The organism is Rhodopseudomonas sp., from assembly GCF_013377015.1.
Classification (GTDB): Bacteria; Pseudomonadota; Alphaproteobacteria; order Rhizobiales; family Xanthobacteraceae; genus JARJEH01.
On record NZ_JACABA010000002.1, the window covers coordinates 1004763 to 1027622 of the forward strand.

The 22860-nt window shown below is 66.3% G+C and carries 32 protein-coding genes; 6 read left to right on the forward strand and 26 right to left on the reverse strand.

The window, feature by feature from the left end:
• Nucleotides 1-13 precede the first annotated feature (13 nt).
• Nucleotides 14-511, forward strand: coding sequence for a hypothetical protein (locus tag HXX15_RS13135; RefSeq protein ID WP_296516504.1), 498 nt, complete (start codon nt 14-16; stop codon nt 509-511).
• A 34-nt stretch (nt 512-545) separates the two neighbouring features.
• Here HXX15_RS13135 and HXX15_RS13140 read toward each other — a convergent pair whose 3' ends face one another.
• The 10 genes from HXX15_RS13140 to HXX15_RS13185 all read right to left on the reverse strand — a co-directional run bounded on the left by HXX15_RS13140 (nt 546) and on the right by HXX15_RS13185 (nt 5718).
• The gene (locus tag HXX15_RS13140; protein WP_296516505.1) at nt 546-986 is read right to left on the reverse strand and encodes an NlpC/P60 family protein; all 441 of its coding nucleotides are present in this window, start codon (nt 984-986) and stop codon (nt 546-548) included.
• A gap of 212 nt (nt 987-1198) precedes the next feature.
• The gene (locus HXX15_RS13145; RefSeq protein WP_296516506.1) at nt 1199-2098 is read right to left on the reverse strand and encodes a DUF2163 domain-containing protein; all 900 of its coding nucleotides are present in this window, start codon (nt 2096-2098) and stop codon (nt 1199-1201) included.
• A 28-nt stretch (nt 2099-2126) separates the two neighbouring features.
• Nucleotides 2127-2765, reverse strand: coding sequence for a DUF2460 domain-containing protein (locus tag HXX15_RS13150; protein WP_296516507.1), 639 nt, complete (start codon nt 2763-2765; stop codon nt 2127-2129).
• A 68-nt stretch (nt 2766-2833) separates the two neighbouring features.
• A complete protein-coding gene (locus HXX15_RS13155; protein ID WP_296516508.1) occupies nt 2834-3409 on the reverse strand; it encodes a phage tail tape measure protein in 576 nt (191 codons plus the stop codon).
• Nucleotides 3402-3608 carry a rcc01693 family protein gene (locus HXX15_RS13160; RefSeq protein ID WP_296516509.1) on the reverse strand — a complete coding sequence of 69 codons (207 nt, stop codon included), beginning with the start codon at nt 3606-3608 and terminating at the stop codon, nt 3402-3404. The genes HXX15_RS13155 and HXX15_RS13160 overlap by 8 nt, the downstream gene beginning before the upstream one ends.
• Nucleotides 3605-3922, reverse strand: a complete 318-nt coding sequence (locus HXX15_RS13165) for a gene transfer agent family protein (RefSeq protein WP_296516510.1) — start codon at nt 3920-3922, stop codon at nt 3605-3607. The genes HXX15_RS13160 and HXX15_RS13165 overlap by 4 nt, the downstream gene beginning before the upstream one ends.
• Nucleotides 3923-3931: 9 nt before the next feature.
• Entirely contained in the window at nt 3932-4339 is a 408-nt protein-coding gene (locus HXX15_RS13170; RefSeq protein WP_296516511.1) for a phage major tail protein, TP901-1 family, read from the reverse strand.
• A 12-nt stretch (nt 4340-4351) separates the two neighbouring features.
• Nucleotides 4352-4762 carry a DUF3168 domain-containing protein gene (locus tag HXX15_RS13175; protein ID WP_296516512.1) on the reverse strand — a complete coding sequence of 137 codons (411 nt, stop codon included), beginning with the start codon at nt 4760-4762 and terminating at the stop codon, nt 4352-4354.
• Nucleotides 4763-4831: 69 nt separating this feature from the next.
• Entirely contained in the window at nt 4832-5152 is a 321-nt protein-coding gene (locus tag HXX15_RS13180) for a head-tail adaptor protein (RefSeq protein ID WP_296516513.1), read from the reverse strand.
• Nucleotides 5149-5718: a head-tail connector protein gene (locus tag HXX15_RS13185; RefSeq protein ID WP_296516514.1), complete on the reverse strand. Its 570-nt coding sequence runs from the start codon at nt 5716-5718 to the stop codon at nt 5149-5151. Before HXX15_RS13185 ends, HXX15_RS13180 begins: the two co-directional genes overlap by 4 nt.
• 62 nt (nt 5719-5780) lie before the next feature.
• On the opposite strand from HXX15_RS13185, the gene HXX15_RS13190 reads away from it, so the two are divergent.
• From HXX15_RS13190 to HXX15_RS13200, 3 genes are all read left to right on the forward strand, one after another.
• Entirely contained in the window at nt 5781-6548 is a 768-nt protein-coding gene (locus HXX15_RS13190; protein WP_296516515.1) for a trypsin-like serine protease, read from the forward strand.
• Nucleotides 6549-6667: 119 nt separating this feature from the next.
• The gene (locus tag HXX15_RS13195) at nt 6668-7234 is read left to right on the forward strand and encodes a Spy/CpxP family protein refolding chaperone (RefSeq protein ID WP_296516516.1); all 567 of its coding nucleotides are present in this window, start codon (nt 6668-6670) and stop codon (nt 7232-7234) included.
• Between the two features lie 145 nt (nt 7235-7379).
• On the forward strand, nt 7380-7682 hold the full coding sequence (locus tag HXX15_RS13200; RefSeq protein WP_296516517.1) for a hypothetical protein: 303 nt from the start codon (nt 7380-7382) through the stop codon (nt 7680-7682).
• 16 nt (nt 7683-7698) lie between these two features.
• Here the strand turns inward: HXX15_RS13200 and HXX15_RS13205 are convergent, their stop codons facing one another.
• From HXX15_RS13205 to HXX15_RS13280, 16 genes are all read right to left on the reverse strand, one after another.
• Complete coding sequence (locus HXX15_RS13205) at nt 7699-7917, reverse strand: hypothetical protein (RefSeq protein ID WP_296516518.1); 219 nt, start codon at nt 7915-7917, stop codon at nt 7699-7701.
• Nucleotides 7918-8037: 120 nt separating this feature from the next.
• Nucleotides 8038-8421 (reverse strand): DUF2019 domain-containing protein, encoded by a 384-nt coding sequence (locus HXX15_RS13210; RefSeq protein WP_296516519.1) that lies wholly within the window; start codon nt 8419-8421, stop codon nt 8038-8040.
• Entirely contained in the window at nt 8418-9317 is a 900-nt protein-coding gene (locus tag HXX15_RS13215; RefSeq protein ID WP_296516520.1) for a hypothetical protein, read from the reverse strand. The genes HXX15_RS13210 and HXX15_RS13215 overlap by 4 nt, the downstream gene beginning before the upstream one ends.
• A 91-nt stretch (nt 9318-9408) precedes the next feature.
• A complete protein-coding gene (locus HXX15_RS13220; RefSeq protein ID WP_296516521.1) occupies nt 9409-10662 on the reverse strand; it encodes a phage major capsid protein in 1254 nt (417 codons plus the stop codon).
• A gap of 115 nt (nt 10663-10777) precedes the next feature.
• Complete coding sequence (locus HXX15_RS13225; RefSeq protein WP_296516522.1) at nt 10778-11146, reverse strand: hypothetical protein; 369 nt, start codon at nt 11144-11146, stop codon at nt 10778-10780.
• Nucleotides 11147-11160: 14 nt separating this feature from the next.
• A complete protein-coding gene (locus tag HXX15_RS13230) occupies nt 11161-12102 on the reverse strand; it encodes a hypothetical protein (RefSeq protein WP_296516523.1) in 942 nt (313 codons plus the stop codon).
• On the reverse strand, nt 12080-12712 hold the full coding sequence (locus HXX15_RS13235; RefSeq protein WP_296516524.1) for an HK97 family phage prohead protease: 633 nt from the start codon (nt 12710-12712) through the stop codon (nt 12080-12082). Before HXX15_RS13235 ends, HXX15_RS13230 begins: the two co-directional genes overlap by 23 nt.
• Nucleotides 12713-12817: 105 nt before the next feature.
• On the reverse strand, nt 12818-12988 hold the full coding sequence (locus HXX15_RS13240; protein ID WP_296516525.1) for a hypothetical protein: 171 nt from the start codon (nt 12986-12988) through the stop codon (nt 12818-12820).
• 11 nt (nt 12989-12999) lie between these two features.
• On the reverse strand, nt 13000-13209 hold the full coding sequence (locus tag HXX15_RS13245; RefSeq protein WP_296516526.1) for a hypothetical protein: 210 nt from the start codon (nt 13207-13209) through the stop codon (nt 13000-13002).
• 86 nt (nt 13210-13295) lie between these two features.
• The gene (locus tag HXX15_RS13250) at nt 13296-13826 is read right to left on the reverse strand and encodes an Imm1 family immunity protein (RefSeq protein ID WP_296516527.1); all 531 of its coding nucleotides are present in this window, start codon (nt 13824-13826) and stop codon (nt 13296-13298) included.
• Between the two features lie 53 nt (nt 13827-13879).
• Complete coding sequence (locus HXX15_RS13255) at nt 13880-14359, reverse strand: Imm1 family immunity protein (protein WP_296516528.1); 480 nt, start codon at nt 14357-14359, stop codon at nt 13880-13882.
• Between the two features lie 96 nt (nt 14360-14455).
• Nucleotides 14456-15169 carry a hypothetical protein gene (locus tag HXX15_RS13260; protein WP_296516529.1) on the reverse strand — a complete coding sequence of 238 codons (714 nt, stop codon included), beginning with the start codon at nt 15167-15169 and terminating at the stop codon, nt 14456-14458.
• A 103-nt stretch (nt 15170-15272) separates the two neighbouring features.
• Complete coding sequence (locus tag HXX15_RS13265) at nt 15273-16448, reverse strand: phage portal protein (RefSeq protein WP_296516530.1); 1176 nt, start codon at nt 16446-16448, stop codon at nt 15273-15275.
• A gap of 27 nt (nt 16449-16475) precedes the next feature.
• Nucleotides 16476-17747 carry a terminase family protein gene (locus HXX15_RS13270; RefSeq protein WP_296516943.1) on the reverse strand — a complete coding sequence of 424 codons (1272 nt, stop codon included), beginning with the start codon at nt 17745-17747 and terminating at the stop codon, nt 16476-16478.
• On the reverse strand, nt 17740-18423 hold the full coding sequence (locus HXX15_RS13275) for a hypothetical protein (protein WP_296516531.1): 684 nt from the start codon (nt 18421-18423) through the stop codon (nt 17740-17742). The genes HXX15_RS13270 and HXX15_RS13275 overlap by 8 nt, the downstream gene beginning before the upstream one ends.
• 288 nt (nt 18424-18711) lie before the next feature.
• Nucleotides 18712-20397 carry a methyl-accepting chemotaxis protein gene (locus HXX15_RS13280; protein ID WP_296516532.1) on the reverse strand — a complete coding sequence of 562 codons (1686 nt, stop codon included), beginning with the start codon at nt 20395-20397 and terminating at the stop codon, nt 18712-18714.
• Between the two features lie 890 nt (nt 20398-21287).
• Here HXX15_RS13280 and HXX15_RS13285 point away from each other — a divergent pair.
• Together HXX15_RS13285 and HXX15_RS13290 are read left to right on the forward strand one after the other, a co-directional pair.
• Nucleotides 21288-21587, forward strand: a complete 300-nt coding sequence (locus HXX15_RS13285; RefSeq protein WP_296516533.1) for a hypothetical protein — start codon at nt 21288-21290, stop codon at nt 21585-21587.
• A gap of 60 nt (nt 21588-21647) precedes the next feature.
• Nucleotides 21648-22757, forward strand: a complete 1110-nt coding sequence (locus HXX15_RS13290; protein WP_296516534.1) for a Zn-dependent alcohol dehydrogenase — start codon at nt 21648-21650, stop codon at nt 22755-22757.
• Nucleotides 22758-22860: the final 103 nt, after the last annotated feature.

Sequence of the window (22860 nt, forward strand, 5' to 3'; positions counted from 1 at the left end):
CGCGGAGGGCCGAATGACACGACGACTGATCTTGCTGGCCGCGATGGCCGCGATTTCCGGCTTCCCAGCTTTCGCCGCTGATGGCGCCTGGAAATTCGTCGTCGATGATCGTGAACACCCGATATTGACCTACTCGGTCGGCGATCGGGACGTATTCTTCGTCGGGTGCGGCCATGCCTTCGCGATCAACGCCAACTACCCTGGCGCGCAGGACCGCAAGGGCGCGGCGTCGATTACGATCAGCAGCGCCCAATCGTCGATGACCCTCAAGGGCGAGATCGAAGAGCCCGAGGCAGGCGAGACCGGGCCGGCGCGGTTTGCCCAGCAGGATCTCGGCTACCGAAGGCAGGACCCCGAATTGTACGAAAAGGCGTGGCACAAGCTCGAAGACAAGTTGTTCAACCTGCTCGATTCCGGCAAGCCGCTGACGATTTCGGCCGAAGGCAAAAGCTACGTGCTGCCGCCGGTCGACGCGCCGAACTGGAAGGCGCGGTTCAAGAAGATCTGCTGATCGCGCGGTAAGCTACGGCCGCGACCGCGCCAGCTCAATCCAGTCCGGGAAACCGGAACGCATAGGCCAGCCGCCGCCGCCACCACGGCGCGATCCTGACTTCGCAGACCGCGGCGCCGTCATGAGCGTGGATCATGGTGTCGGCGGCGCTGGCGATCGCCACGTGCTTGGCGACGTAGCCATCGCGCCAGCGGAACAGCAGCACGTCGCCGGCGCCAAAATCCTCGCGCGCGATCGGCACCAGATGCCGTAACGCCGCGTCCGCCAGCGCCTCCTCGCCGCGCGCCTCGGCCCAATCCGGCGCGTAAGGCGGCGGCGTCTCCGGCTCGTCGCCGATGCAGTTGCGCCAGACCCCGCGCACCAGACCGAGGCAATCGCAGCCGACGCCCTTCAGCGAGGCCTGATGTCGATAACGCGTGCCGATCCAGCTCCGCGCCTCGGCGACGATGGCGTCGCGGGTGAGAGGTTCGATCATCGGATCTCCATCTGAGCGCCGTGCGTGGGAATGCAGCAAGCCAACTCCAGCAAGTTCGTCATTGCGAGCCGAGGCCGGCGCGGAGCGACGACCGAAGGCGAAGCAATCCAGGTGCGCCAAGCAAGGACTGGATTGCTTCGTCGCAAGAGCTCCTCGCAATGACGAACTCAGACGCACCGCCATGCCAGACCCATTTCGAATTGGATCGCAGCTCACCCCTTTTCCCCCAACGGGCCGCCGTCGTTGCCAGGCGCGCCGGGGACCGGATAGCTGATGACAAAATCATTGCCGGGAATCTGCGGGAAGCCGCGGAAATTGGCGATGTTGCCGAAGCGATCGCGGCAGGTCGCAAAGCGCTTGTCGCAGCCCGCCGTCACCACGAAGCCGTCGCCGGCCGCGATCGGCTCCGCCATCGCCTGCCACAGCGACAGCCGGACCTGCCCGGCGACGACGCGGTGCTGCTTGATCTCGATCGCCATGCCGGCATTGGCGCCACTGGTCCAGCTCAGCCGGCCGGCGTTGAACAGCGCCGCGCCAAAACCGTCGAGGCCGGAGACCGCGACGCTCGAAGTGCCGAGCACCGCGGTGACCGTTCCGCTGCCGCGCCACGCCGGATTGCCGAGATCGACGCGGCAGCGGCCGTCACCCAGATCGGCGCCGCAGCTCGCGGTGTAGAGCCGCCCGCTCTCCTGCGACAACAGATCGGCCAGCCCGCGCAATTCGGCGGTGAACGCCTGCCCCTCGCGCTTGACCTCGCCGAGCGAGCCGCGCGCGGTCAGGATCCGCAGCGACGGATCGCTCCAGTCCACCAGCCAGGTCTCGATGGTCGCCGCGTCATAGCGTCCGGCGGCGAGATCGGCCTCGGTCAGCGCCGTGTCGCTCAATGCGCCGGAGATCTCCGCGCCATCGACCGAAAGCGCGAAACGCTGCGACGCTTCGGAGGCGGCAAAGCCGGTGCCGGCGCGGCAACTGACGCCGCCAATCGCGAGATCGGAGTCGTGATCGGTGAATCCCTGCACGACGCCGTCGCGCCGTCGCAAGATCCAGCACTGCGCCAGCGTGGTGACGTCAGAATCCAGTTTCACCTGCAGCGCAGCGGGAATGGCGCGCATGGAGAGACCCTCTTTCTTCGGGTGAAACTCACACCCTGATTTCCACCACGGGAATCTTCGGGATCGCGCCGGCCGCGAAGGCCGACAGATCGACTTCGAGGTAATCGGTATCGAACCGCACCGGCACGTCGAACATGAAGCCCGCGGTGATCGCCGCGCCCGGCGGCGGAATGTGGCCCGCGACGAAGCTCAAGATGCCACTCGCGGCATCGCAGGCGAACGCGCCGGACGCGGCCTCGACACCGCCGACCGCGACCCGCACCGAGCCCGCGACCGGCTTGGCGATCGGCCGGGCATAGGGCGCAAAGTCCGCGCCATAGGTCTTCTGCAATTGGAACGAAGCGGTCGCGCCGTCGCCCGCGCCGATGCCCTGGTCGAACGGCGACAGCGGCTGGCCGGGCGCGCTCGACGTATGATCGAGCCGGTCGCGCCAGCGAAAGCCATAGAGCTGGCCGCGCCGCTCCTCGAAGAACGCCACCACCGCCTGCAACGCCTCCAGCGTCTTGACGCCGTAACCCGCGTCATAGCGCCGCCGCGACTGCGCCCAGCGCGCGTTGCGCTGTTCGCGGCCGGAGCCGAACGAAATAATATCGGTGCGCCGCTCCGGCCCGCCGACGCTCTTCAGCGCGATGTCGAGCGGAAACAGGATTTCATGAAAGGCAGTCATGCGCGAAGTCCGATTAGTTGCTTCGTCACCCTCCCCTGGAGGGTAGAGCAGCGCGGTCTGTTGCTAACTCACAACCCGCGCTGGCCGCGCGACACTGCGCGGGCGATCTGGCCGGTGATGTAGGTCTCGGAGCGGCGGAAGCTGTCGGGATCGGGCGTCGCGATCTGGATATGAACGGTGGTGCCGCCGCCGCTGCCCGACACGCCGAGTCGCCCGTCGGGGCCACGCGCCAGCGGCAAAATCGCCTCGGGCCCCGCTTCGCCGGCGAGGCCGACACCGCCATTCAGCATCGGAAAGTAGGTCGGCGTGCCGATCACGCCGCCGGATGCGAATGGTTTGATTGCGCCGGCCGCGGCTTTCACGGATGGCGTCGCGGCGGTCCCGGTCAATCCCGACAACAGACTTTCGATCCCGCTCGCCAGCTTCTGCTCCAGCGGCTTGAAGGCGAGCCGCACCGCGAGGTCCGAGATCCGCAGCGCCAGCGATTTCAGCACGTCATCGAACTGCTTGCCGCCGGTGATCGAACTCGAAAATGCCGTCGTCATCGCCCGCGCGAAACCGTTGGCGGAACTGGCGAGATCGCGGGTCTTCAGATTGAGACTGTCGAGCGTGGTGGCGGTGTCGAGCAGGCTGGTGTCAGTCATGGGCTTGCTCCTGGCGGTCGGGGAATTGTCGCAGCAGCGCATCGAACGCGGCGCGATCGAGCGGTGTCGCCGAACCGCCATGCCGCGCCACGATCGCGGCCGCCAGTTCACGCGGCGTCAGCCGCCAGAACGCATCGGACGAAAGCTGCAACACGCCGAAGCCGAACTGCATCGCCTCGGCCCAGGGAAAGGGTTTCATCGCGCGCGATCCTCGAAACTGGCGGCGATCAGCTCAGCCGCGATCCGCACATAGCCCGCCGCGCCGCCGTCGACACTCATCGCCGCAACCTCGTCGTCGCTGACCGCCTCGCCGGCGCCGCGCAAGCCGGCGCCGATGATCCGGATCAGGTCGCGCGCGCTCAATCGTCCGCTGCCGAAGCGTTCCGCCAGCGCGACCAGATCGCCGGCCTGCAGGGCTGCTTCCAGCTCAGCCAGCGCGCCCAGCGTCAGCACCAGCGTGCGGCGCTTGCCGCCGATCTCGGCGTCGATCTCGCCGCGGTGTTTGTTGGCCATGATCGGTCCTCAGATCGCGGTGAAGCTCAGCGCGCCGGCGGATTCCAGCGCGACGTCGAAACTCACCTCGCCATTGTGCTCGCCGGAAAATTCCAGGCTGGAAATCTGGAACAGGCCCTCGATGGTGCCGAAATCCGGCACCACCACCTGCGCCAGATTGATCGTGCCATCGAAGAACGCCTGCCGCACCAGCGCGTCGGAGGCGGCGTCCTTGAACAGCCCACGGCCGGAGATCGACGCGCGCCTGACGCCCGCGCCGGCCAGCAATTCGCGCCAACGATCGGCCGACTCCGCGTGGGTGATATCGACCAGTTCGGCGTTGAAGGCGATCTTGCGGCTGCGCAGCCCCGCCACCGTGACGAAGCCGGCGCCGTTGTCGATCTTGACCAAGAGGTCCTTGCCCTTCTGCGCACCCATGAAAATCTCCAGTCAGCTTGCGGGTTCGGTGACGGCGCGAAACCGCACCAGTGCGTGATAGGTGCGGCCGTCGGCCTCGCGGCGGATGTCGGCGATGGCGAAACGCAGATTCACCAGCCGATGCCCGATCGGTGCCAGCGGCGCGTCGTCGAGCGCCTGCAGGAGCGCGCCGGTAATGACATGCGCCTCCTTGTGGCCGCCCTGCCGCGACCAGGCGTGCAGCGTCAGCTGATGCTCCTGCGTCGGTCCGTCGTCGACCGAAGCGTCGACGATCCGCGCCTCGCCGAGCGCCACATAGGGAAACGCGGCATCGCGCGGCGGCTCATCATAGACTTTGGCGCCGCCGAGCGCGGCGATCAGGCCGCCATCGGCGATCAGCGCCTGATGAATCGCAGCGCGCAGCGCCGCCGGTGCGGTGGGCATTTGGTTTTCTCCGAAACAGACTGCGCTTCACCCTCCCCTGGAGGGTGAAGACATCGCGCGCCGTAGCGCTCACTCCAGCCGCTGCTCGGCGTCGATCTCGATCAAGCGGCGGTCATCGACCTCGCGTAGCGCGACGATGCGATAGCGCTTGGCGCCGTCGAGCAGGCGGTGCCGCAGCGTCAGCGCCACGCCGCGGCGGATCACGATCCGCGCCCGCTGCGTGGCGCCGGAGGCGCCGGCCTCGACTGCTTCGCGCGACGCCAGCGGCGTCACCGCCGCCCACACCACGGCTTGCGTCGCGTAGCTCAGCGTCACGCCGCCCTGGCCGTCGTCGCTCTCGATCGGCGCCTCGATTGTGAGCCTTGTCCTCAATCGCCCCGGATCGATCATAGCGACAGCACCCGATAGGACGCGATCATCGCAGCGACGCTGCCCGGCAGCATCGCCACGCTCGACCCGATCGCCGCCAGCCCGCGATTCTCGTAGCCATGCGCGACCAGCGCGCGGACCGCGTGGCGCAGCAGCGCCGGAACCTCGGTCGGCAGCGCGCCGTAACCGAGTTCGAGATCGAGTTCGATCCCGGCGACGCTGCGCCCGGGCTGCGGCAACGACCAGCACGGCGCCGCGATCGCGTTGTCGGCCGCATCGACCACGAAGCCATCGACAGCGATCGCATGCGGATTGCCCGCGGCATCGAACACCCGCGCCGCGCTCAGAGTCCGCAGCGGCCCGATCCGGCAGCGAATGCGGCCGTCCGCCGGCCAGGCGTCGCGCACCAGCCGCCAGCTCTGCAGCAGCAGCGCGCGGCGGGTCAGCGCCTCGATCTGGTTGCGCGCCGCGGCCAGCAAGGCGGCGATCACCGCGTCGTCGTCGTCATGCTCGACCCGCAGATATGACTTGAGCTCGGCGATCGTCCACGGCTCGGCGCTCGGCCCGGCCAGAAGCATGGCTGACATGGAATGTCCTCGAGGTTGCTGTGGTGTTGACAGCGCGGCCGCGGATGCGCTCAAGCTGCGCGATGGTCCGCCTGCATCGCATCCTTCCGCTGTTGATCGCGCTGTCCGCTGCATCGCCCGCGGTGGCGATGGTCGGCGGCGCACCGCCCAGCGCTGACGAGATCGGCCGCAGCGTCGTCACCATCGTCGGCTCGCGCGGCAATTTCTGTTCCGGCGCGGTGATCGCGCCCGATTTGGTGCTGAGCGCGGCGCATTGCGTGAGCCCCGGCGCCGACTACAAGATCGTACTGTACGACGCCCAGCGCCAGCCGACGCTGCGCGACGTCAGACGCGTCGCAACGCATCCGGGGTTCAACGTCCAGGGTATCCTGGCGCATCGCGCCAGCGCCGACGTGGCGCTGCTGCAACTCGCCGAGCCGCTGCCGCGCGCCAACGCGCCGGCGCTGATCGGCGCGCCGGATGAGCCGATCGCCGCCGGACAAAGCTTCAGCGTCGCCGGAATCGGCGTCGCCAGACGCGGCGACGGCAAGAGCGGCGGCGTGGTCCGCGCCGCGACGCTGGTGTCGATCAGCCACCCCGGCCGGCTGCAGATCCGCCTGGTCGACCCCATCACCAACAATGCGCGCCCCGGCCTCGGCGCCTGCACCGGCGATTCCGGCGCGCCGGTGTTTCAGCGCCAGGCCGGCGGCGCGGTGATCGTCGGCCTGGTGTCGTGGTCGACCGCCGCCAACAACGCCGCCGGTTGCGGCGGCCTCACCGGCGTCACCCCGCTGACGCTGTATCGCGACTGGATCCTGCGCACCGCCAAGGCCTGGGGCGCGGCGCTGTAGCGCGCACCCGGCGCCGGCCGCCGCCGGAAAATATCTCCGTGCCACGGGAACCTTTTGCGGGGGTTGCGACTTCGTCCGGCGTGACCATTCCCCCGAAAGGATACAACGTGCGAAAAGCTATGCTTCTGATGGCAAGCGCCGCCCTGATCACCATCGCGCCGATGTCGGCCAATGCCCGCGATCGTGATCGCGACCGCCCGGAGCAGACCAGCAACCAGATCGTCAACGAGGCCGACGCGCAGACCGCGCGGATCAAGGTCGATCTGCGCCTGACCCCGGAGCAGGAAAAGAACTGGCCCGGCTTCGAATCCGCGATGCACGACATGAGCAAGCGTCGCGCCGATCGTGTGATGGCGATGCGCGAGGAGCGCAACAAGGACGCCGACAAGAGCACCACCGACAAGAGCGACAAGAGCACCACTGACAAGACCACGACCGGCAGCGCCGCGCCCGACCGGTTCAACCTGATCGACCAGATCAACCGCGACGCCGACGCAAGGATCGAGCGCGCCAATGACTGGAAGACCCTGAGCAAGGCGGCAAAGCCGCTGTATGACAGCCTCGACGACCAGCAGAAGCGCCGCTTTGCCGACGTCCTGCTGCAGGGCGGCCGTCATCGCGACCGCAATTTCGACCGCGACGGCGAACGCGGCGGCTACCGCGACAGCGACCGCGATCGGGACTGATCGACCGCCGCTGCAATGAGCGGCGCGGCGCGCGTGACCACGCGCCCGCGCTGCCTTGCGCGGCGACGGCCGGCGGGACACCCCGTCAGCGTTAACCTTTGTTAACCATGTTGCGCCAGGATGCCGGATCAACCGGAGCCTCGCCATGCCGCGCCTTGCGATCCTGATCACGCTTGCGATTGCGATCGCCGCACCGGCCTGCGCCGCCGACCTGGCGGCGCGCCGCGGCGGCATCGGCGTGATCTTCGCCGACCCGGTCGCGACGATCGACGAGCCGGTCGAGGCCGGCACGCCGTTCTTCTACGCGCCGCAGGTCTATCTCCCGCCGCTGGTCAACGGCTATTACGGCAAGCCGAACTCGTACTATCACAACTCGTATTACGGCACCTCGCCGGTGACGATCTTCACCCGCCTGCCCTACGCCTGCGGCTGGCACGGCTACTGCTGAGCGCCGCGCGGCTGGCTCAGTGGCGGCGATGCCGGACCTTGCCATGATGGACGCGCGGCGACCGCGGCTCCGGCGCGGCCAGCTGCTGCCGGGATTCCTGCAGCCGGCGCTGATAGCCCGGCGAGTTCATCAGATTCGCCGCCCCGCCGCGCGCCGATGCGGCGTCGATGACGGTGACGCCGAACGTGCCGGCGAGCAGCACCAAAGCTGCGGCGAGTGGGACGATGCGTGGCATGGCGGTCACTCCCGTTCGATCGGCGCTCAGCCTGCCCGACCCGTCGCGACAAGTCGATGCCGGGGTGATCTGTTCCAGGCGATATTGTCCAGAACGACGCCCGTCCAGCGCGATCTGCGGCTACCTGGAAAGCGCTCCACGCTCAAAGAAACCACTATCGAGATTGCTGAGATACATCCCCGCATCACCGGCCAACGGATAATATTTCGAGTCGGCGATGAGCTGCAGCTGCCGTCTTGCCTCTTCAGGCATGACTTCGATAAGACAGGTCGCGGTGCTGAACCGAACGTACGGATTTGGATGCGCAAAGTTCTTGGCTAGAACAAATCGCTGATCACCTGGCCGACGCTTCAACTCGTCCTCGATTTTCCCGATCTTGGCGCCAAGACGATTCGTTTCCGACACCTTGGACAGATCCATCGCGATGCCGCGCGCGGCACTCAGCCGAACAAACGCGTCGAGCAACCCATCGATGCTCATCTTGGAAAGGCCGGCCTCGCTCATTTCAGCACTCCGTATCGCCGCAACACGTCAATTCCGAATTGCCGTCGCGTCTCGAAATCAGCGCCTCTCAACTGGTCGCGCGGTGAGAGATAAGTTCCGTCAGCTTGCCTCACTGCGGTGGCATAGTATCTGGTAATTTCGATATGCTTCAAGATTGGAATTTGAACGAGGTTGTCGCGGCCTTGGATCAACGACTCGGGATCACCAGCATCGCGAGCCGCTGATTCTTCCGCAAGATTATGTTTATGATAGCCCGGTTCTGCCGACGTCAGGACCCGATCCTGAAGTTCTTGGAGTGGCAGGGGCGGATCGTTGGCCGTTCGGATCATGTCAGCGAGTCGGTTGATCTCCTCAATCTGATCCAGCGCTCCCAGAAACGCGTCGACGGCAGGCGCAAACCGGCCAACTCTTGCAATCCATCTGGCCGCTTCGCGCACGAATCCCATTCGCTCATCGCGCGTCTCAGGCATCTGCTGCGGAATCTCCGGCGGCTTCTCGCTCGGCGTTCCTCCCTCCGGAGAATCTCCCGCCAGCCGCACGCCGGATCGATCCGGCTTGCTTGGCGCGATCTGAAACAGTCCCAACTCCTCGCCCAAGCTGCTCACATCGCCGGGATCGAAGTTGCCCATCGGCTGCGCGTTGCTGGGAGGTGGTCCTGGGTCAAGTTGTGCCGAGAAGCCCCCGCCCTCGCTGGTCCATTGCCCGCCATCCGGATGGCCGGCCGGCACACGCGGCTGGGTCGGGCTGTATTTGAACGCCAGCACCGGAAACGAATCGACTGGATCGCTGCCGGGAATGAGAAAACGCGCGGCGTCGGGGCGGACCCAGCGGTCGCCGTCCGGCCGCAGCCATCGCGTCTGCTGATGGCGCAGCCAGGCATCGTCACGTTGCGGCATGCGACGTGGTCCGTGGTTCAATGCAGGGACGGGCTTGAAACGCGAACGGCGCGCCGATCGGGCGCGCCGCTCGTCGTTGCGATCGGTCGCCTCAGCTCACCGCGAACTTCAACAGCTTGATGGCGTCGAAATCCTGCACGCCGCCACCGACGCGTTTGGTGGTGTAGAACAGCACGTAGGGTTTCGCCGAATACGGATCGCGCAGCACGCGGACGCCGAGCCGGTCGACCACCAGATAGCCGCTGCGGAAATCGCCGAACGCCAAGCTCAGCGAATTGGCGGCGATGTCCGGCATGTCCTCGGCCTCGATCAGCGGGAACGTCATCAGCGAGGCGCGGCCGCCGGCCTGCGCCGGCGGTTGCCACAGATAGGCGCCGCCGGAATCCTTGAATTTGCGGATCTGCGCCTGGGTCTTGCGGTTCATCACGAACACGCCGTTCTGCCGGTAACCCGCCTTCAGCGCGTAGATCAGATCGACCAGCACGTCGGAAGGATCGTCGACGGGGAACGCACCGGCGGCGCCGGTGGCGACGGTGCCGAGATTGCCCCAGCTCCACGACGGGTTGGCCACCGTGGGGTAGCTGAGAAAGCCCTTCGGCTTGTTGACGCCGTCGCCGTTGACGAATGCCGCGCCCTCCTGCACTGCGAATGTCAGCTCGACCTCGGAGGCGATCCACTCGTCGATATTGACGGCCGAGTCGTCGAGCAGCGTCGCGGTCGCCGCCGGCATGGCGTAGAGCTCCATCGCCGGGAACGACAGCGCGTCCAGCGTCGGCGACGCGGTCTGGGCGCGTGCGTCGGTCTCGCCGACCCAGCCGGTGGCCGGGCCCGCGGTCATGAACGGCTTCTTGTAGACGCTGCCGGAGATCTCCCGCACCGAGGAAATGCCGCGGATCGGCGAGATCGCCGCCAGCCGCGTGCCGATGCTGTGTTCGAGCTCGACCGGCACCAGGTAGCCGCCGTCGGGATTGGAGCCGACCGACAACGCCTTGGTCTCGATCGCGCGCAGCGCGCCGGCCTCGCCGCAGCGCACGTAAGCGTCGAACGCGCTCTTGTGCTCGCGGCTCGACACATCGCTGACGGCACGCCGGCCTTCGAGCGCCGGCCGCGCCTGCTTCAGCGCCAGATCCTCGACCCGCCGCAGCCGGGCGTCGATCGCGCCGTTGATGCGGTCGACCTTCTCCTCCAGCAGCACATCGGCGCGCCGGCGCTCGATCGCGGCAAGCCGCTCGTCATTGGCGGATTTGAAGTCCTCGTGGCTGCGCAGCAGCTCGTCCTGGGCGTCCTGCGCGGAAGCGAAGCCGGCCTTGGTCTCGAGCGCGGCGGTGGCGATGTCGTAGTCCATGGGGTTCTCCTTAGTGAGGCGGCAAACGAAGACACCGCGGCGGACGGCCACGGCGGGTGGGTAGCGGGGTGATGGGAGTTGGTTCAGCCGCGCACGGCGTCGCGCGTCATTGCCGTCATCCGAACGAGACGTGGATGTGCTCGGGCTCCGTCGGATGGTCCGTCCAGACGCGAACACGCGTGACGTGGGTACCAACATCACATCGCAACAACACCTCTCGCTCCGACGTGGAGACTTCGACGATGCCGCTTGGCGTATCGAGAATGCCGTCAAATGCGGCCGGTGTTGAGGGAACATCCGCAGCCGATGTCGATGCGTCAAACTCTGTCTCACCATCGACAAAGCACAGACAGGCAACGATGATGCATGACCGCGTCGACCATATCCTGACCGGTCTGTCGTCGATCTCCGGCGACTTGCCGCCTGAGGGGTCTTCGAGAAAAAACAGGGAATTCGGCGGAGCAATGCGAACTGATTGCTTCATCTGATACCTTTCATTCATCGAAGGTCTCTGACGAATGGTCCCTGCCGGGCGCTACAGCTCTGGCACTGCGGGTAGAGCCGCTGCGGTCGACCTGCAGGATTGATCGCATTCGGCAATTGATGATCGATGTAAAAATTCCCACTCGTCGTTCCAGGATCACGTGTACCACAGCTGTGGCATCCGGTCTCGGCACCGATGCGATTGATCTCTCGCCTCTCGGCCGCGGTAAAATTGCGTTCAGGGCCTCTCGCTGGGATCGACTCACCGGAGTATGGACCGGGCAACGCACGCCCTGCTGCCAATTCGTTCGCCCGCATTTCTGCCGCAGCAGCATCGGCTTCGTATGCCCGTATTAGTCCCTCGGGCGTGTTGTATTCGCTCGCTGGCCGTTTCCATTCCGGATTCATCTCCCGAATGCGGGACATGGCGGAGTCGGCGCGCGCCTGGGCCGCGGTCAGGCGCGCGCCCTGCGCGGGCGTCAATTCGAATTGCTGTCCATTGATGAGAACGGTGCCGCCGCCGCGGCGACCGCGCGCCTGGGCGTACTGTTCACCAGGCTTGACGCGATCGGGGGTAGCGTCCGACAACACACGAGGATCGTTACGTCCGGTTCGCGCGCTGAGACCGCCATCACTTCCTCCATCCGTCCACTGCCCGCCGTCCGGATTCCCCGCCGGCACGCGCGGCTGGGTCGGACTGTATTTGCGGTCCATTGCCGGAAATACGTCCGCAGGATCGGTGCCCGGGATCAGGAACCGCGCGACGTCGGGCCGGATCCAGCGCGCCGCGTCCGGGCGCATCCAGCGCGCGGCATCGGGGCGCATGAGACGCGCGCGTTGATGCGCGGCGTAAGCCTCGGCGGAACTCGGCATCGTCAGGCCTGCGATGTTTGAATTGCGATCGGTGTCGGCGGCGCGGCGAACGGCGCCGCGGTTACAGTCCGCCGCGCGCGACACAAGCGAAGGCCCGCTTGCGATCGGCGCGGGAGGCGAGCGTCACCGCGTTCCTCCCGCGCCGCGCCGGCGGCGCCGGTGCGTCCGCGGCGCCCGAGACCTGCAAACTGCGCCACTCGCGCTCGGCGGCTTCGCGCAGCTGCGAGACGCGCGGCGCGTCCTTCACCGCATTGACCCGCGCGCCAGCGAGCAGCGGGAAGGTGACGATCGAGATCTCCCAGAGGTCGACCTGGTACAGCCGCCGCACCCGCGTGCGCGGATCGATCGCGCCGCGCACCGTGCGATAGCCGATCGATAGCCCGTCGATCGCGCCGGCGCGCAGCAGCGCCAGCAGCTCCCGCCCGCGCGCGACATCCGGGATCAACCGGCCCCGCGCGCGCAGTCCGCGAAGATCCTCGATCAGCTCCAGCCAGACCCCGACCGGCTCGGCCGGATCGTGCTGGAACAGCATCGGGATTTTTCGCAAGCCGCGCTGCTGCAACGTTTTGGCGAACGCGCCCGGCATCACCATGTCGCGGGCCTGGTCGATCTCGCCGAACAGGCTGGCATAACCCTCGACGCTGCCGTCGGCGCCGAGTGACAACCGAGCGGGCGTTGGCAATGGGGCGTGCATCGGCGGCCTCGCAACTGCGTGGGTGAACAATTGAAGACGATGGCGATCAGAACGAGAGGTCGTGGTTGCGCGCGGCGATCGCCCCCTTGCGGGGACGGCGACGAGCTACTTCGCGCGCTTGGCGACGCGGCGGCGCGGCTTGCTGCGCGGGCGTTGGACCGGCGCCTGGCGCTGCACCTGATCGAGATGGGCGAGGAATTCGCGGAATACGCTGAGATGAGTCTTCGCCTTGGTCTCGGTGCGGATCGACGACAGCATCTTGTGCAAGCTATCCATCGCGGCCCTCCTCAGTCGTGATCGGACTCATCCGGCGCGCGACGCCGCGCCCGGCGGTTGAACAGTTCCAGCGCGTGGACGAAATCGTCGAACCGCCGCGACGCCGCCGCCAGCTCACGCAGCACGAACCACAGCGCCGCGGACGCCGCGCCGGCCCACAGCAGCAGCGCCAGATGCGCCAGATCGCCGCGCTCGGTGAAGGTCTTGATCAGATCGGACATTGGAATTTGTCTGCCCCCGCTGCGTGAGGAAAGAAGCCGACGTCGCTGCAATCCGGCACCGCAACGTCAGGGCCGCGAGCGAAGCATCACAGATCCTCTTCGCGCAAAACTCGCGGCTCCGGCCCGGGCCGATAAAATCCCGGAAAGCGAAACGTGTCGGGCGGCAGATCGCGGCTGCTGACCCATTCGATGCTGGTCGGCAACTCGCCATCGCGCTCCATGAACTCTTTCACGGCTTTCCAGGCTTGCGGATACGGGATGAACTGACCGATCGGCCGCAGATCGCCCTGCAGCGTCCGCAGCCATTCCCGTATGCGACTCATGTCGCCTTTGGAGAAACAATCCTGCGACTGCCTGATCCGGCCGTCCCATTTGCGATAGTAAAGGTAGACGCCGAAATCGGGCGTGCCGACCATCGTCAGTTGCACCTTGACCTGGTCGACCGCCGGCTTGTCGGCGGTGCCGTACAACCCATCGATGTCCAATCCCCACTCGTCATTGCCGCGCACACCGGGGGACCATGGATTCTCGTTCGGCGCGAGGAAATATGGCTCCAGCGCGCTCGATGGCGGCCAGCCGATCCAATCGAACTCCTGAAAATGGATGGTCTTCTTCACCTCCGTCTCCAGATCACCTATGCGCCATTCCACATGACACAACGCGGCAAAGATCACGGCTCTGGAAAGACCTCCGGCGGCAGATCGCGCGAGGCGATCCATGCGATGCTGGTCGGCAACGCGCCGTCGGTCTCGATGAATTCCTTAACCGCATTCCAGGCCTGCTCGAACGGAATGAACAGGCCGACCGACAAGCGATCATCATGCAGGGTGCGGACGAATTCGTTCAAGCGGGTAAGATCGCCTCTTGAGTAGAATCCCTGCTGTTTCTGGTGACGTCCGTCCCATCGCCTGTAAAATAAAAGGACGCCATGAGTCGGGTGTCCGTTAATGTAGAAGTCTACTTTATCCTGCGCGCGACGGGCCACCGGATCACCCGTGTACTCGCCGGTCCCTGCGGACAACACCGCACCGTCATTGCCGCTATCAAAGAACCATCGCTGTCCTGGAGGCAACAGAAAATACGGCCGCAACTGATCTAGACTAGGCCAGAAATCACCGAAGAATTCGTCGAAATAAACCCGCTTCCACATGATGCCCTCATTTCGACCAGCGTCCGTCCTGCATGACCTTAGAGGAACCTGACGGTGTTACAAAGGTAACCCTCGGGTTGCCCAGTTCTCTTCCGATCAGCGGCAGCACGGCACCGCAATATTGCACATGGGTCGATCCACCACGACCACCATATCGCGGCCTTGCAAGGTCCCGCCAAACTCTCGTGACGCTCTCATCAGCACGTTTGATTCTGCATGAAAAAGAGCGTCGTTTGGCATTCGTCCGACTAACTCGGTCTCCATATCATCCGGATATTTCGCTATCAATCGATCCCGCATCGTCTCGGCGTCACGCCGATCAGTCGATGTATAGGTCGGCGAACTGGAGTTCGAGCCAAAGATGTCATGACCATCGATCTGGGTGAAGGCAACCGTTCCCTCGTTGCGCCCAAACAAGTCACGCAGGCCATTCTCTGATCGATAGGCTTCGATCAACCGCGCGGCCGCCCTTGCCATGATGCCGAGAACTGAGGCCCGGCCAAGCGGCGGCTTGTCCGAACTCGCCAACCGGGCGTCGTACCCGCCAGCGTCCCGATTTCGACGATCGCCCCCTCCCCCATCCGTCCATTCCCCGGCGCCCAGATGTCCCGCCGGTACGCGCGGCTGGTTCGGATTGTATTTGCGGTCAAGCGCGGGGAAGACGTCGGCGGGGTTGGTACCGGGCCTGAGAAACCGCGCGACGTCGGGCCTGATCCAGCGCGCAGCGTCAGGGCGCATGAAGCGTTGCGCGTCCGGCCGCATCCATCGCTGGCGCTGATGCGCCAGCCAGGCAGCTTGCTGATCGATCATGTTGGGTGATCCGCTGGCTTAGAACACGGCAGCCGCGCTCAGGCGCGCGCCGTTCGAGAGCGCGGAGCGGGCATCCGATTGGCGAAAGAATTAGTCCGAGCCCCTACCCCAGCCGGTCGCCGCCCTCGATCGGCGCGTAGCCCGTCGCCTCGCGCTTTTCGTTCAGCGTCAGAAAGGCCGCAGCCGAGACGCGATCCCACAGCGCGGCGCGGTCGGCGGCCAGCGCGTCGATCTTGTCGGTGTCGATCGCGACGCGAAGCTGATCGCCGAATTGCGGCGCCAGCCATTGCGCCAGCGACGCGCCGACCCGCTGCGCCAGCGGCAGCACGGTCTGGCGGAAGAAGCTGCGGTTGGCCTCCTGGTAGTTGGCGAAAGTGTTATCGCCGGGAATGCCGAGCAGCATCGGCGGCACCCCGAACGCCAGCGCGATTTCGCGCGCCGCGGTGTGCTTGGCCTCGAGGAAGTCCATCTCCTTCGGCGACAGCGCCATCGCCTTCCAGTCCAGCCCGCCTTCCAGCAGCAGCGGCCGTCCGGCGTTGCGCGCGCCCTGATAGGTATCTTCGAGCTCGCGCTTCAGCCGATCGAACTGCTGATCGTTCAGCACCGCGCCCTCCGGTCCGGCATAGACCAGCGCGCCGGACGGCCGCGCCGAATTGTCGAGCAGCGCCTTGTTCCAGCGCGCCGCGGCGTTGTGGGTATCGACCGCGATCGCCGCGGCCTCGATCGGCGCCAGCCCATAGTGATCGTCGAGCGGATGAAAGAACGTCAGATGCAGGATCGGCGGCACTTGCGATGCCAGCTGGTCGAACCGGACGCTGCGACCGCCGACGCTGTACTCATAGGCCTCGGCCCAGCCGTCGGGACCGGGCACCACTTTCATCCGGTCCGGCCGCAGCGCGTAGAGCTCGCGCACGCTATCGCCGAGCGTCACCGCCTCCACATACGCGTTGCCGGCGAGCAGCAGATGCGCCACCAGCATCTCGAAGAAGGCGCCGCCGTCCTGTCGCGGATTCGGCCGCGTCAGCAATTGCGCCAGCGGATGGCCGTCCTTCTCCTGCGCGCCGTCGAACACCAGATAACTGCACGACGCCGCGTTCTCGGCGATCAGCCGCACGCAGCGATGCACGATGGCGTTGCTGAGATAGCCCTCGCGCGCCAGCGCCGCATAGTCCCGCGGCGTCCACTGCGCCCGCCCCCCGCTCTCGAACGCCAGCAATTTCGCGGTGCGGCTCGACTTGGTTTCGGGCGCGGCGAGGATCGATTTGACGAAGTTGAACACGGCGACATCCTTCTGTGTTCCGCTATTTCACAAGCCCCGCACCCGCGGGCCGCCACCCTTCGGGCCGAGCGCCAGCGACGACACCGCCCAGACCAGCGCGTCGAGCCGGTCCGGCGAGCGGCCGGAGCTCAATCCCGAGGTCGCGAAGTCGCACATCTCGTCTTCCAGCGCCGCGAAGCAGCCTGCGTGTTTCACCCGGCCCTGCTCGTACAGCGTCGCCACCGGTTCGGCGCGCAGCCATTTGCCGCGATGCGCCCGCACCGGCGTCACCGGCACGGCCGGGTCGACCTCGCCGATCACCGCGCGCACCATGTCGCCGCCCTGGTTGACCTCGACCACCAGCGCGTCGGCCTCCAGCCGGCGCCACAGCGCGATCGCCTTGTTGGCCCACAGCGCCGGCGTCGCGGCGGCGACGCTGTCGTCGGCCAGCACGTAAACGATGCCGGCGTCGCAGATGCCGGCGGCGACGATGCCGCAACAATTGGCGCGCTTGCCGCTCGACGCCGGCGGATCGACCGCCACGACGATGCGCCGCAACTGTGGCGCCTCGCCGACCCGGCATTGCTCGAGCGCCGCGCGCGACCACAGCGCGTCGGGGCGATCCTCGATGATCTCGCCGTCGAGTTCCTGCCGCCCCAGCCGCGTGCCGGCGTAGCGCGCCATCACGCCCTGCAGAAAGGTCGGCGCCAGGTTCAGCGCATTGGCGCGGGTCGGCGCCCGCGTCGTCACCGAGGCGGGATCGCAGATCAGCCGTTTCAGCAGCGCGGTCGGCCTTGGCGTGGTGGTGATCAACTGCCGCGGCTGCGGTCCCAGCCGCAGGCCGAATTGCAGCATGTCGAACGCCGCCTCGGCGTAGCGCCACTTCGCCATCTCGTCGGACCAGGCGCAGGAAAATTGCGGCCCGCGCAGACTTTCCGGGTCCTCGGCGGAAAATGCCTGCGCCACCGCGCCGTTGCGCCATTCCAGCCGCTTGCGCGACGGCAGCCAGATCGGCCGCTCGTCCGGCGGATGCACCGCCAGCAAGCCGGAGACGCCCTCGATCATCACCTCGCGGACGTCATGTTCGGTTTCGCCGACCAGCGCGATCCGCGCCACCGCTTGCGTCGCGAACGGCGGCAACCCCAGCGCCTGGCAGCGGATCCATTCGGCGCCGGCGCGGGTCTTGCCGGCGCCGCGACCGCCGATCATCAGCCAGGTCAGCCATGGGGCGCCGTTCGGCGCCAGCTCCGGCGGGCGCTGGTGATCATGCGCAAAGATGTCCCATTGCGCGTCGAGGAAGGCGAGTTCGGCCTCACTCATCCCCTGCAGCAGGTAGTTCCGCTGCGCCTGTGACCATCTGCTCCAGTCGTCGCGAAAGCGCGCGCCGCAGCTCGTCGAGGTCGCGGGGGATGGCGTCGTCATCGGGCAATCTCTTGTGCTCCTCCTCGGCGCGCAGCTTGCGTACCGCGCCGAGCGTGCGCGCCAGCGAGGCCAGGGTGCGGGCGCGGCGCTCCGCCTCGGTGCGCTGCGCGGGCGGAACGTGGTGGCCGCCGACGATGCGTTCGATCTGGGTCAGTTCGCGCTCGATCGCCGAGGTGACGCGGTCGAGCAGCGGCAGGCCGGTCGCCGGCGGCGGATCGTCGAGGCGTTCGGTGGCGCTGCGCTTTCGCCGCGCCGAGGGTGCGTGCTTGTCGATCGCGGCGCGGGCGGCTTCATCGTCCGGATCGGCGATCAACCCTGACCTGTCGCCACGGACCATGGTGGCTGACATCGTCGCCTTGCGCGCCTCGACCGCGGCGGCTCGCTTCGCCGCGAGCAGCCGACGCTGTTTGGCGGAGATTGTCGGCGCGGCGTCCGCTGTCGTCCGCTTCGCCGCCGTCACGGGCTTCTTGATCGATGTCGTGATGCCTGGCGTCTTGCCGATCGTCCTCATCGGGGCCGGCTTCTTCTTGACGACAGCCTTCTTGCTTGCGGTCGTCTTCTTTGCCCTGGACACAGCTGTCGTCCGCACCGATTTGCGCACCGGTCCGGCTGGTCGCTTTGCTGCCATGCTTCTCGGAAACCCTTGTGGGCAATCGCAACGGACGACAGCTATCGCGGCGTTAAGGCGAGGAGCGCTTTGCTTCACCAGCGCGCGGCGCAAAGCGCCGGCGCTGGCTCGTCTCGAACCCACTTGTGGAGCATGCCGCAAACCTACCCCGGCAGCGCCACGCTGTCAAGGGATATTTTCCTAGGATTTTGATCTGGCAGCGCGCCCGGGATCAGCCGGGCGCGCGCCGGTCGATCACGCCGCGCGCACCGTCGCCAGGAACTTGCCGACCTCGAGCCGCAGCCGGTTGCTGTCGCCCGACAATGACTGCGCGGCCGCCAACACCTGGCTCGAGGCCGAACTCGTCTCGCTGACGCCGTGCTGAACCTCGACGATGTTCGACGACACCTGCTGGGTGCCCTGCGCGGCCTGCTGGACGTTGCGGGAGATTTCCTGCGTCGCCGCGCCCTGCTCTTCCACCGCCGAGGCGATGGTCGAGGCGATCTCCGACATTTTGCCGATGGTCGCGCCGATTTCGCGGATCGCCATCACCGACTGATCGGTCGCGGCCTGGATGCCGGTGATCTGCTGGCTGATCTCGCCGGTGGCCTTTGCGGTCTGCTCGGCCAGTGCCTTCACTTCAGACGCCACCACGGCGAAGCCGCGGCCGGCCTCGCCGGCGCGCGCCGCCTCGATGGTGGCGTTGAGCGCCAGCAGATTGGTCTGCCCGGCGATGGTGTTGATCAGTTCGACCACGGCGCCGATCCTTGCCGCCGCGGTCGAGAGTTCGCCGACGCTGTCATTGGTCTTGCGCGCCTGCGCCACCGCTTCGTTGGCGATCCGGGCGGATTCCTGCACCTGGCGGCTGATCTCGTTGACCGACGAGGCCATCTCCTCGGTCGCCGAGGCCACCGATTGCACATTGGTCGAGGCTTCCTCGGAGGCGGTGGCGACCATCGTGGTGCGCTGTTGCGAGCGCTCCGAGGTCTTGGTCAGGGTGCCGGCCGACGCTTCCAGCTCGGTCGAGGCCGACGATACCGTCTCGACGATCTCGCCGACGGCGGATTCGAACGCGTCGGCGAGGTGGATCATCGCAGCCTTGCGTTCGGCCTCGAGCTTCCGATCGGCCGCGGCCTTCTCGGCGGCCTCGCGTCGCGCCTTGTCGTCGAGCATCTGCTTGATGCCGTTGACGGCGTTCGCGGTCTGGCCGATCTCGTCGCGGCGGTCGGTGCCGACGATCTCGATGGTCTCGCCGCGGGCGAGCGCGTTGAGGTCGCTGACCAGCCGGCCCATCGGCCGGGCGATGCCGAATTGTATGATCGCGAAGGCCAGCGCCAGCACCGCGAGGAACGCGCCGCCAATCGCCATGACCGTCAACCAGACGGTGCTGACGACGTCGGTGGAGGCCGCGCCGGAACGTTCTTCGAGCGACTTTTCCAGCTTCGCGGTGATCGCCACCATCTGGTCGCGCAACAGCTTGGTTTGCTGCGCCATCAACTTGGACAACCGAACGGCCTCGTCATTGTTGTTGGCCATCGTCGCCTTTTCGACCGGCGGGTATTGCTTGGTCTGGACGTCGTCGAAAATGCGGGCCGCCCGGTCGAAATCCGCCGCGTAAGCCGGCAACAGCTTCTTCGCCGTTGCGATGTAATCGACGAACTCCTTGTAGTTCTCCGCGATCTCCTGGCTGGTCTTCTGCATGTCGGCGATGTCGCTTTCGGCGATGATCCGCCACGACAGCCGACCGAAATTGTAAACTCGCTGGTTGGCGCGCATACCGGCCTTCAGTCCCTGGACATCCTTCTCCAGCATGTCGGAATACAGCCGATCGATCGCCTCCATCTTCGACGCGGAATACCAGACCCCGCATCCGACCACGATGCTGAGCAGAAAGAAGCAGGCGAGAATTTTGTAGAGTATCTTCACATTCGAAATTTTCACGGAATTGCCTCGTCTTGTTGCGGTCAGCCGATCAGAGTCTGAGCGGAGCCGAAGCTGCGATGAACTACTTGTCGGGTCCGTTGGATCGGAGCGCACATCTTCTGATGACGACGAGGAACGACCTCTCGTGCCAAGGTAGTAAGTCAAAAGATTCTTCAAGCTTGGTAAAATTTCAAAGCCCGCCGGATCAAATGGTGAGGTTTCTACGCAGGCCCATGGTAATACAATAGCGATGGCCGCGCTTGACTGGCGCGGCCGGTATTTTTGACAGTCACAACTAACTGATATCAGTTGTCATTCGCGATTTCTGCAAAGGCTTCGCGCCAACCGCGGGCACGACTCACACGAAACGAAACACCCGATACGAATCGAAAAGTCGCTGCGGATGCGATCAGCTCTCGGCGGACACGCGGCGCTGCTGATCAGTCAGCCGGTGGAGAATCCGGACGGCAAGTCCGACTGATCATTGCTGCAGGCGAAGCCGATCAACCCGCGGCCGACTCGCTCTCGCGGATCAGTCCGTTGGCGAGCGCCGCCAGGATTCCGAATGCGGCCAGCCCTTGCGTCGGAATGACGGCCGCATGGCTTCGATGCCTCCCGGTGCCCTTGGTATTCCGCATCGAAGATCGACGCGATCGACCGGCTCTATTCCGACATGCTGGACAAGGACGTCCGATGCCGGTCGCCGGTGATTGAGACCGAGGCAGCGCAGGCGAATTGGCCTCGACGTACTCTCCGATTTCGGGAGTCGACGCTCGCGCCCCGATCCTGCGATGCCGGCCGCTCTGTCGAAATCCGCTCGACACCACGGCAAGGTCAGCATACAGCACCCCTCGGCCAGATCGATTTGCCTGCGGATTCAATAGCCTCACACCACCCAGAGAGCGGTCATGACAGAGAAACCAGCAGCCAAGCCCGAGGACGGGTTCCAGCCGATCCAGGATCTGCCCCGCGCCCCGATCATCTTCTTCGAATTCTGCCCGACGCTCGGCAACAACAACGGCCTGATCAACATCATGCTGGCCGCCGGAATCGTGCTGCCGACTGCCAGCCCCGCCACCAATGTGGTGCCGGTCGCGGTCGCGCATCTGCGTTGCACGACGGTCGCCGCGGCCCAATTGCGCGACGCCCTCAATGCGGCACTGCTGATCGGCCAGCCGGTGGAGAATCCGGACGGCAAATCGAACTGAAGCGCGCACGATTCGCGCGCGATCGCAGCCGCGACACGCTGCGACATGGAGTTGTCATCGATGCAAACCCAGGCCGCTTTGTTTCGCGAGATCGGCGCGCCGCTGTCGATCGAGCGCATCGAACTCGATCCGCCCGGCCCGACCGAACTTCTGGTCAGGATCGCCGCGGCCGGCCTGTGCCGCACCGACTATCACGTGATGCGCGGCGAGCGTGCGGTGGCGATGCGGCCGATGGTGCTGGGCCACGAGGCTGCCGGCACCGTGGAGGCGGTCGGCGCCGAGGTGGCGGACATCAAGACCGGCGATCACGTCGTGCTGACCTTCATTCCCGGCTGCGGGGTCTGCCACTTCTGCCGCAAGGGCCTGCATCATCTGTGCGCCGAAGGCGCGCGGATCACCAAAGGACCGCAGCTCGACGGCAGCTTCCGGCGACGCGACCGCGACGGCCATGACGTCGGCGCGTTCTGCATGATCGGCGGCTTCGCCGAATACGCAGTGGTGGATCAGGCCTCTGTGGTGGCGATCGACGACGACATTCCGATGGATCTGGCCAGCCTGGTCGCCTGCGGCGTGCCGGCCGGGGTCGGCGCCGCACGCCACCGCGCCAAGGTCAAACCCGGCGACAGCGTGCTGGTGGTCGGCTGCGGGGGCGACGGCATGAATGTGGTGCAGGGCGCGCGGCTGTGCGGCGCCACGCAGATCATCGCCGCCGATATCGTGCCGGCCAAGCTCGTCTGGGCGCGCGGCTTCGGCGCGACCGATGTCGTCGATGCGCAGGGCGAAGCCCTCACCGAGGCGGTGCTGGCGCTGACCGGTGGCATCGGCGTCGACCACGCCTTCGTCTGCATCGACCCGCCGGCGACGCTGCTGCCGGCGTTTCGCGCCACCGCGCGGGGCGGCAATGTGGTGGTGACCGCGCTGACGCCGGACAGCGTCACCGAGATCAAGATCCCGCCGCTGGAATTGTTCGTCACGCAGAAGGCGATCATGGGCGCGGTCTATGGCTTCAACAGCCCGCGGCTGCAGATCCCGGAGCTGCTCAGGCTGTACCGGACCGGCGCGCTGAAGCTGCGCGAGCTGATCACGCAAACCTACACGCTGGCCGACATCAACCGCGGTTACGCCGACCTCGAGGCCGGCAAGAACTTGCGCGGCGTGGTTGTGTTCTAGCGCGGCAGGCGGCCGGCTCCTGGCGGGTTTCATTTTTGGAACTCCGTCCGGCCGCACGGGCATTCCTCAGGTATCATGGTGCATGATTCGCAAGCCAAACCCG

What these genes read in the sequence shown, in the direction of transcription:
- HXX15_RS13135 (WP_296516504.1), top strand. Translation starts at nt 14, where the DNA reads ATGACACGACGACTGATCTTGCTGGCCGCGATGGCCGCGATTTCCGGC.
- HXX15_RS13140 (WP_296516505.1), bottom strand. Translation starts at nt 986, where the DNA reads ATGATCGAACCTCTCACCCGCGACGCCATCGTCGCCGAGGCGCGGAGC.
- HXX15_RS13145 (WP_296516506.1), bottom strand. Translation starts at nt 2,098, where the DNA reads ATGCGCGCCATTCCCGCTGCGCTGCAGGTGAAACTGGATTCTGACGTC.
- HXX15_RS13150 (WP_296516507.1), bottom strand. Translation starts at nt 2,765, where the DNA reads ATGACTGCCTTTCATGAAATCCTGTTTCCGCTCGACATCGCGCTGAAG.
- HXX15_RS13155 (WP_296516508.1), bottom strand. Translation starts at nt 3,409, where the DNA reads ATGACTGACACCAGCCTGCTCGACACCGCCACCACGCTCGACAGTCTC.
- HXX15_RS13160 (WP_296516509.1), bottom strand. Translation starts at nt 3,608, where the DNA reads ATGAAACCCTTTCCCTGGGCCGAGGCGATGCAGTTCGGCTTCGGCGTG.
- HXX15_RS13165 (WP_296516510.1), bottom strand. Translation starts at nt 3,922, where the DNA reads ATGGCCAACAAACACCGCGGCGAGATCGACGCCGAGATCGGCGGCAAG.
- HXX15_RS13170 (WP_296516511.1), bottom strand. Translation starts at nt 4,339, where the DNA reads ATGGGTGCGCAGAAGGGCAAGGACCTCTTGGTCAAGATCGACAACGGC.
- HXX15_RS13175 (WP_296516512.1), bottom strand. Translation starts at nt 4,762, where the DNA reads ATGCCCACCGCACCGGCGGCGCTGCGCGCTGCGATTCATCAGGCGCTG.
- HXX15_RS13180 (WP_296516513.1), bottom strand. Translation starts at nt 5,152, where the DNA reads ATGATCGATCCGGGGCGATTGAGGACAAGGCTCACAATCGAGGCGCCG.
- HXX15_RS13185 (WP_296516514.1), bottom strand. Translation starts at nt 5,718, where the DNA reads ATGTCAGCCATGCTTCTGGCCGGGCCGAGCGCCGAGCCGTGGACGATC.
- HXX15_RS13190 (WP_296516515.1), top strand. Translation starts at nt 5,781, where the DNA reads ATGGTCCGCCTGCATCGCATCCTTCCGCTGTTGATCGCGCTGTCCGCT.
- HXX15_RS13195 (WP_296516516.1), top strand. Translation starts at nt 6,668, where the DNA reads ATGCTTCTGATGGCAAGCGCCGCCCTGATCACCATCGCGCCGATGTCG.
- HXX15_RS13200 (WP_296516517.1), top strand. Translation starts at nt 7,380, where the DNA reads ATGCCGCGCCTTGCGATCCTGATCACGCTTGCGATTGCGATCGCCGCA.
- HXX15_RS13205 (WP_296516518.1), bottom strand. Translation starts at nt 7,917, where the DNA reads ATGCCACGCATCGTCCCACTCGCCGCAGCTTTGGTGCTGCTCGCCGGC.
- HXX15_RS13210 (WP_296516519.1), bottom strand. Translation starts at nt 8,421, where the DNA reads ATGAGCGAGGCCGGCCTTTCCAAGATGAGCATCGATGGGTTGCTCGAC.
- HXX15_RS13215 (WP_296516520.1), bottom strand. Translation starts at nt 9,317, where the DNA reads ATGCCGCAACGTGACGATGCCTGGCTGCGCCATCAGCAGACGCGATGG.
- HXX15_RS13220 (WP_296516521.1), bottom strand. Translation starts at nt 10,662, where the DNA reads ATGGACTACGACATCGCCACCGCCGCGCTCGAGACCAAGGCCGGCTTC.
- HXX15_RS13225 (WP_296516522.1), bottom strand. Translation starts at nt 11,146, where the DNA reads ATGAAGCAATCAGTTCGCATTGCTCCGCCGAATTCCCTGTTTTTTCTC.
- HXX15_RS13235 (WP_296516524.1), bottom strand. Translation starts at nt 12,712, where the DNA reads ATGCACGCCCCATTGCCAACGCCCGCTCGGTTGTCACTCGGCGCCGAC.
- HXX15_RS13240 (WP_296516525.1), bottom strand. Translation starts at nt 12,988, where the DNA reads ATGGATAGCTTGCACAAGATGCTGTCGTCGATCCGCACCGAGACCAAG.
- HXX15_RS13245 (WP_296516526.1), bottom strand. Translation starts at nt 13,209, where the DNA reads ATGTCCGATCTGATCAAGACCTTCACCGAGCGCGGCGATCTGGCGCAT.
- HXX15_RS13255 (WP_296516528.1), bottom strand. Translation starts at nt 14,359, where the DNA reads ATGTGGAAGCGGGTTTATTTCGACGAATTCTTCGGTGATTTCTGGCCT.
- HXX15_RS13260 (WP_296516529.1), bottom strand. Translation starts at nt 15,169, where the DNA reads ATGATCGATCAGCAAGCTGCCTGGCTGGCGCATCAGCGCCAGCGATGG.
- HXX15_RS13270 (WP_296516943.1), bottom strand. Translation starts at nt 17,747, where the DNA reads ATGAGTGAGGCCGAACTCGCCTTCCTCGACGCGCAATGGGACATCTTT.
- HXX15_RS13285 (WP_296516533.1), top strand. Translation starts at nt 21,288, where the DNA reads ATGACAGAGAAACCAGCAGCCAAGCCCGAGGACGGGTTCCAGCCGATC.
- HXX15_RS13290 (WP_296516534.1), top strand. Translation starts at nt 21,648, where the DNA reads ATGCAAACCCAGGCCGCTTTGTTTCGCGAGATCGGCGCGCCGCTGTCG.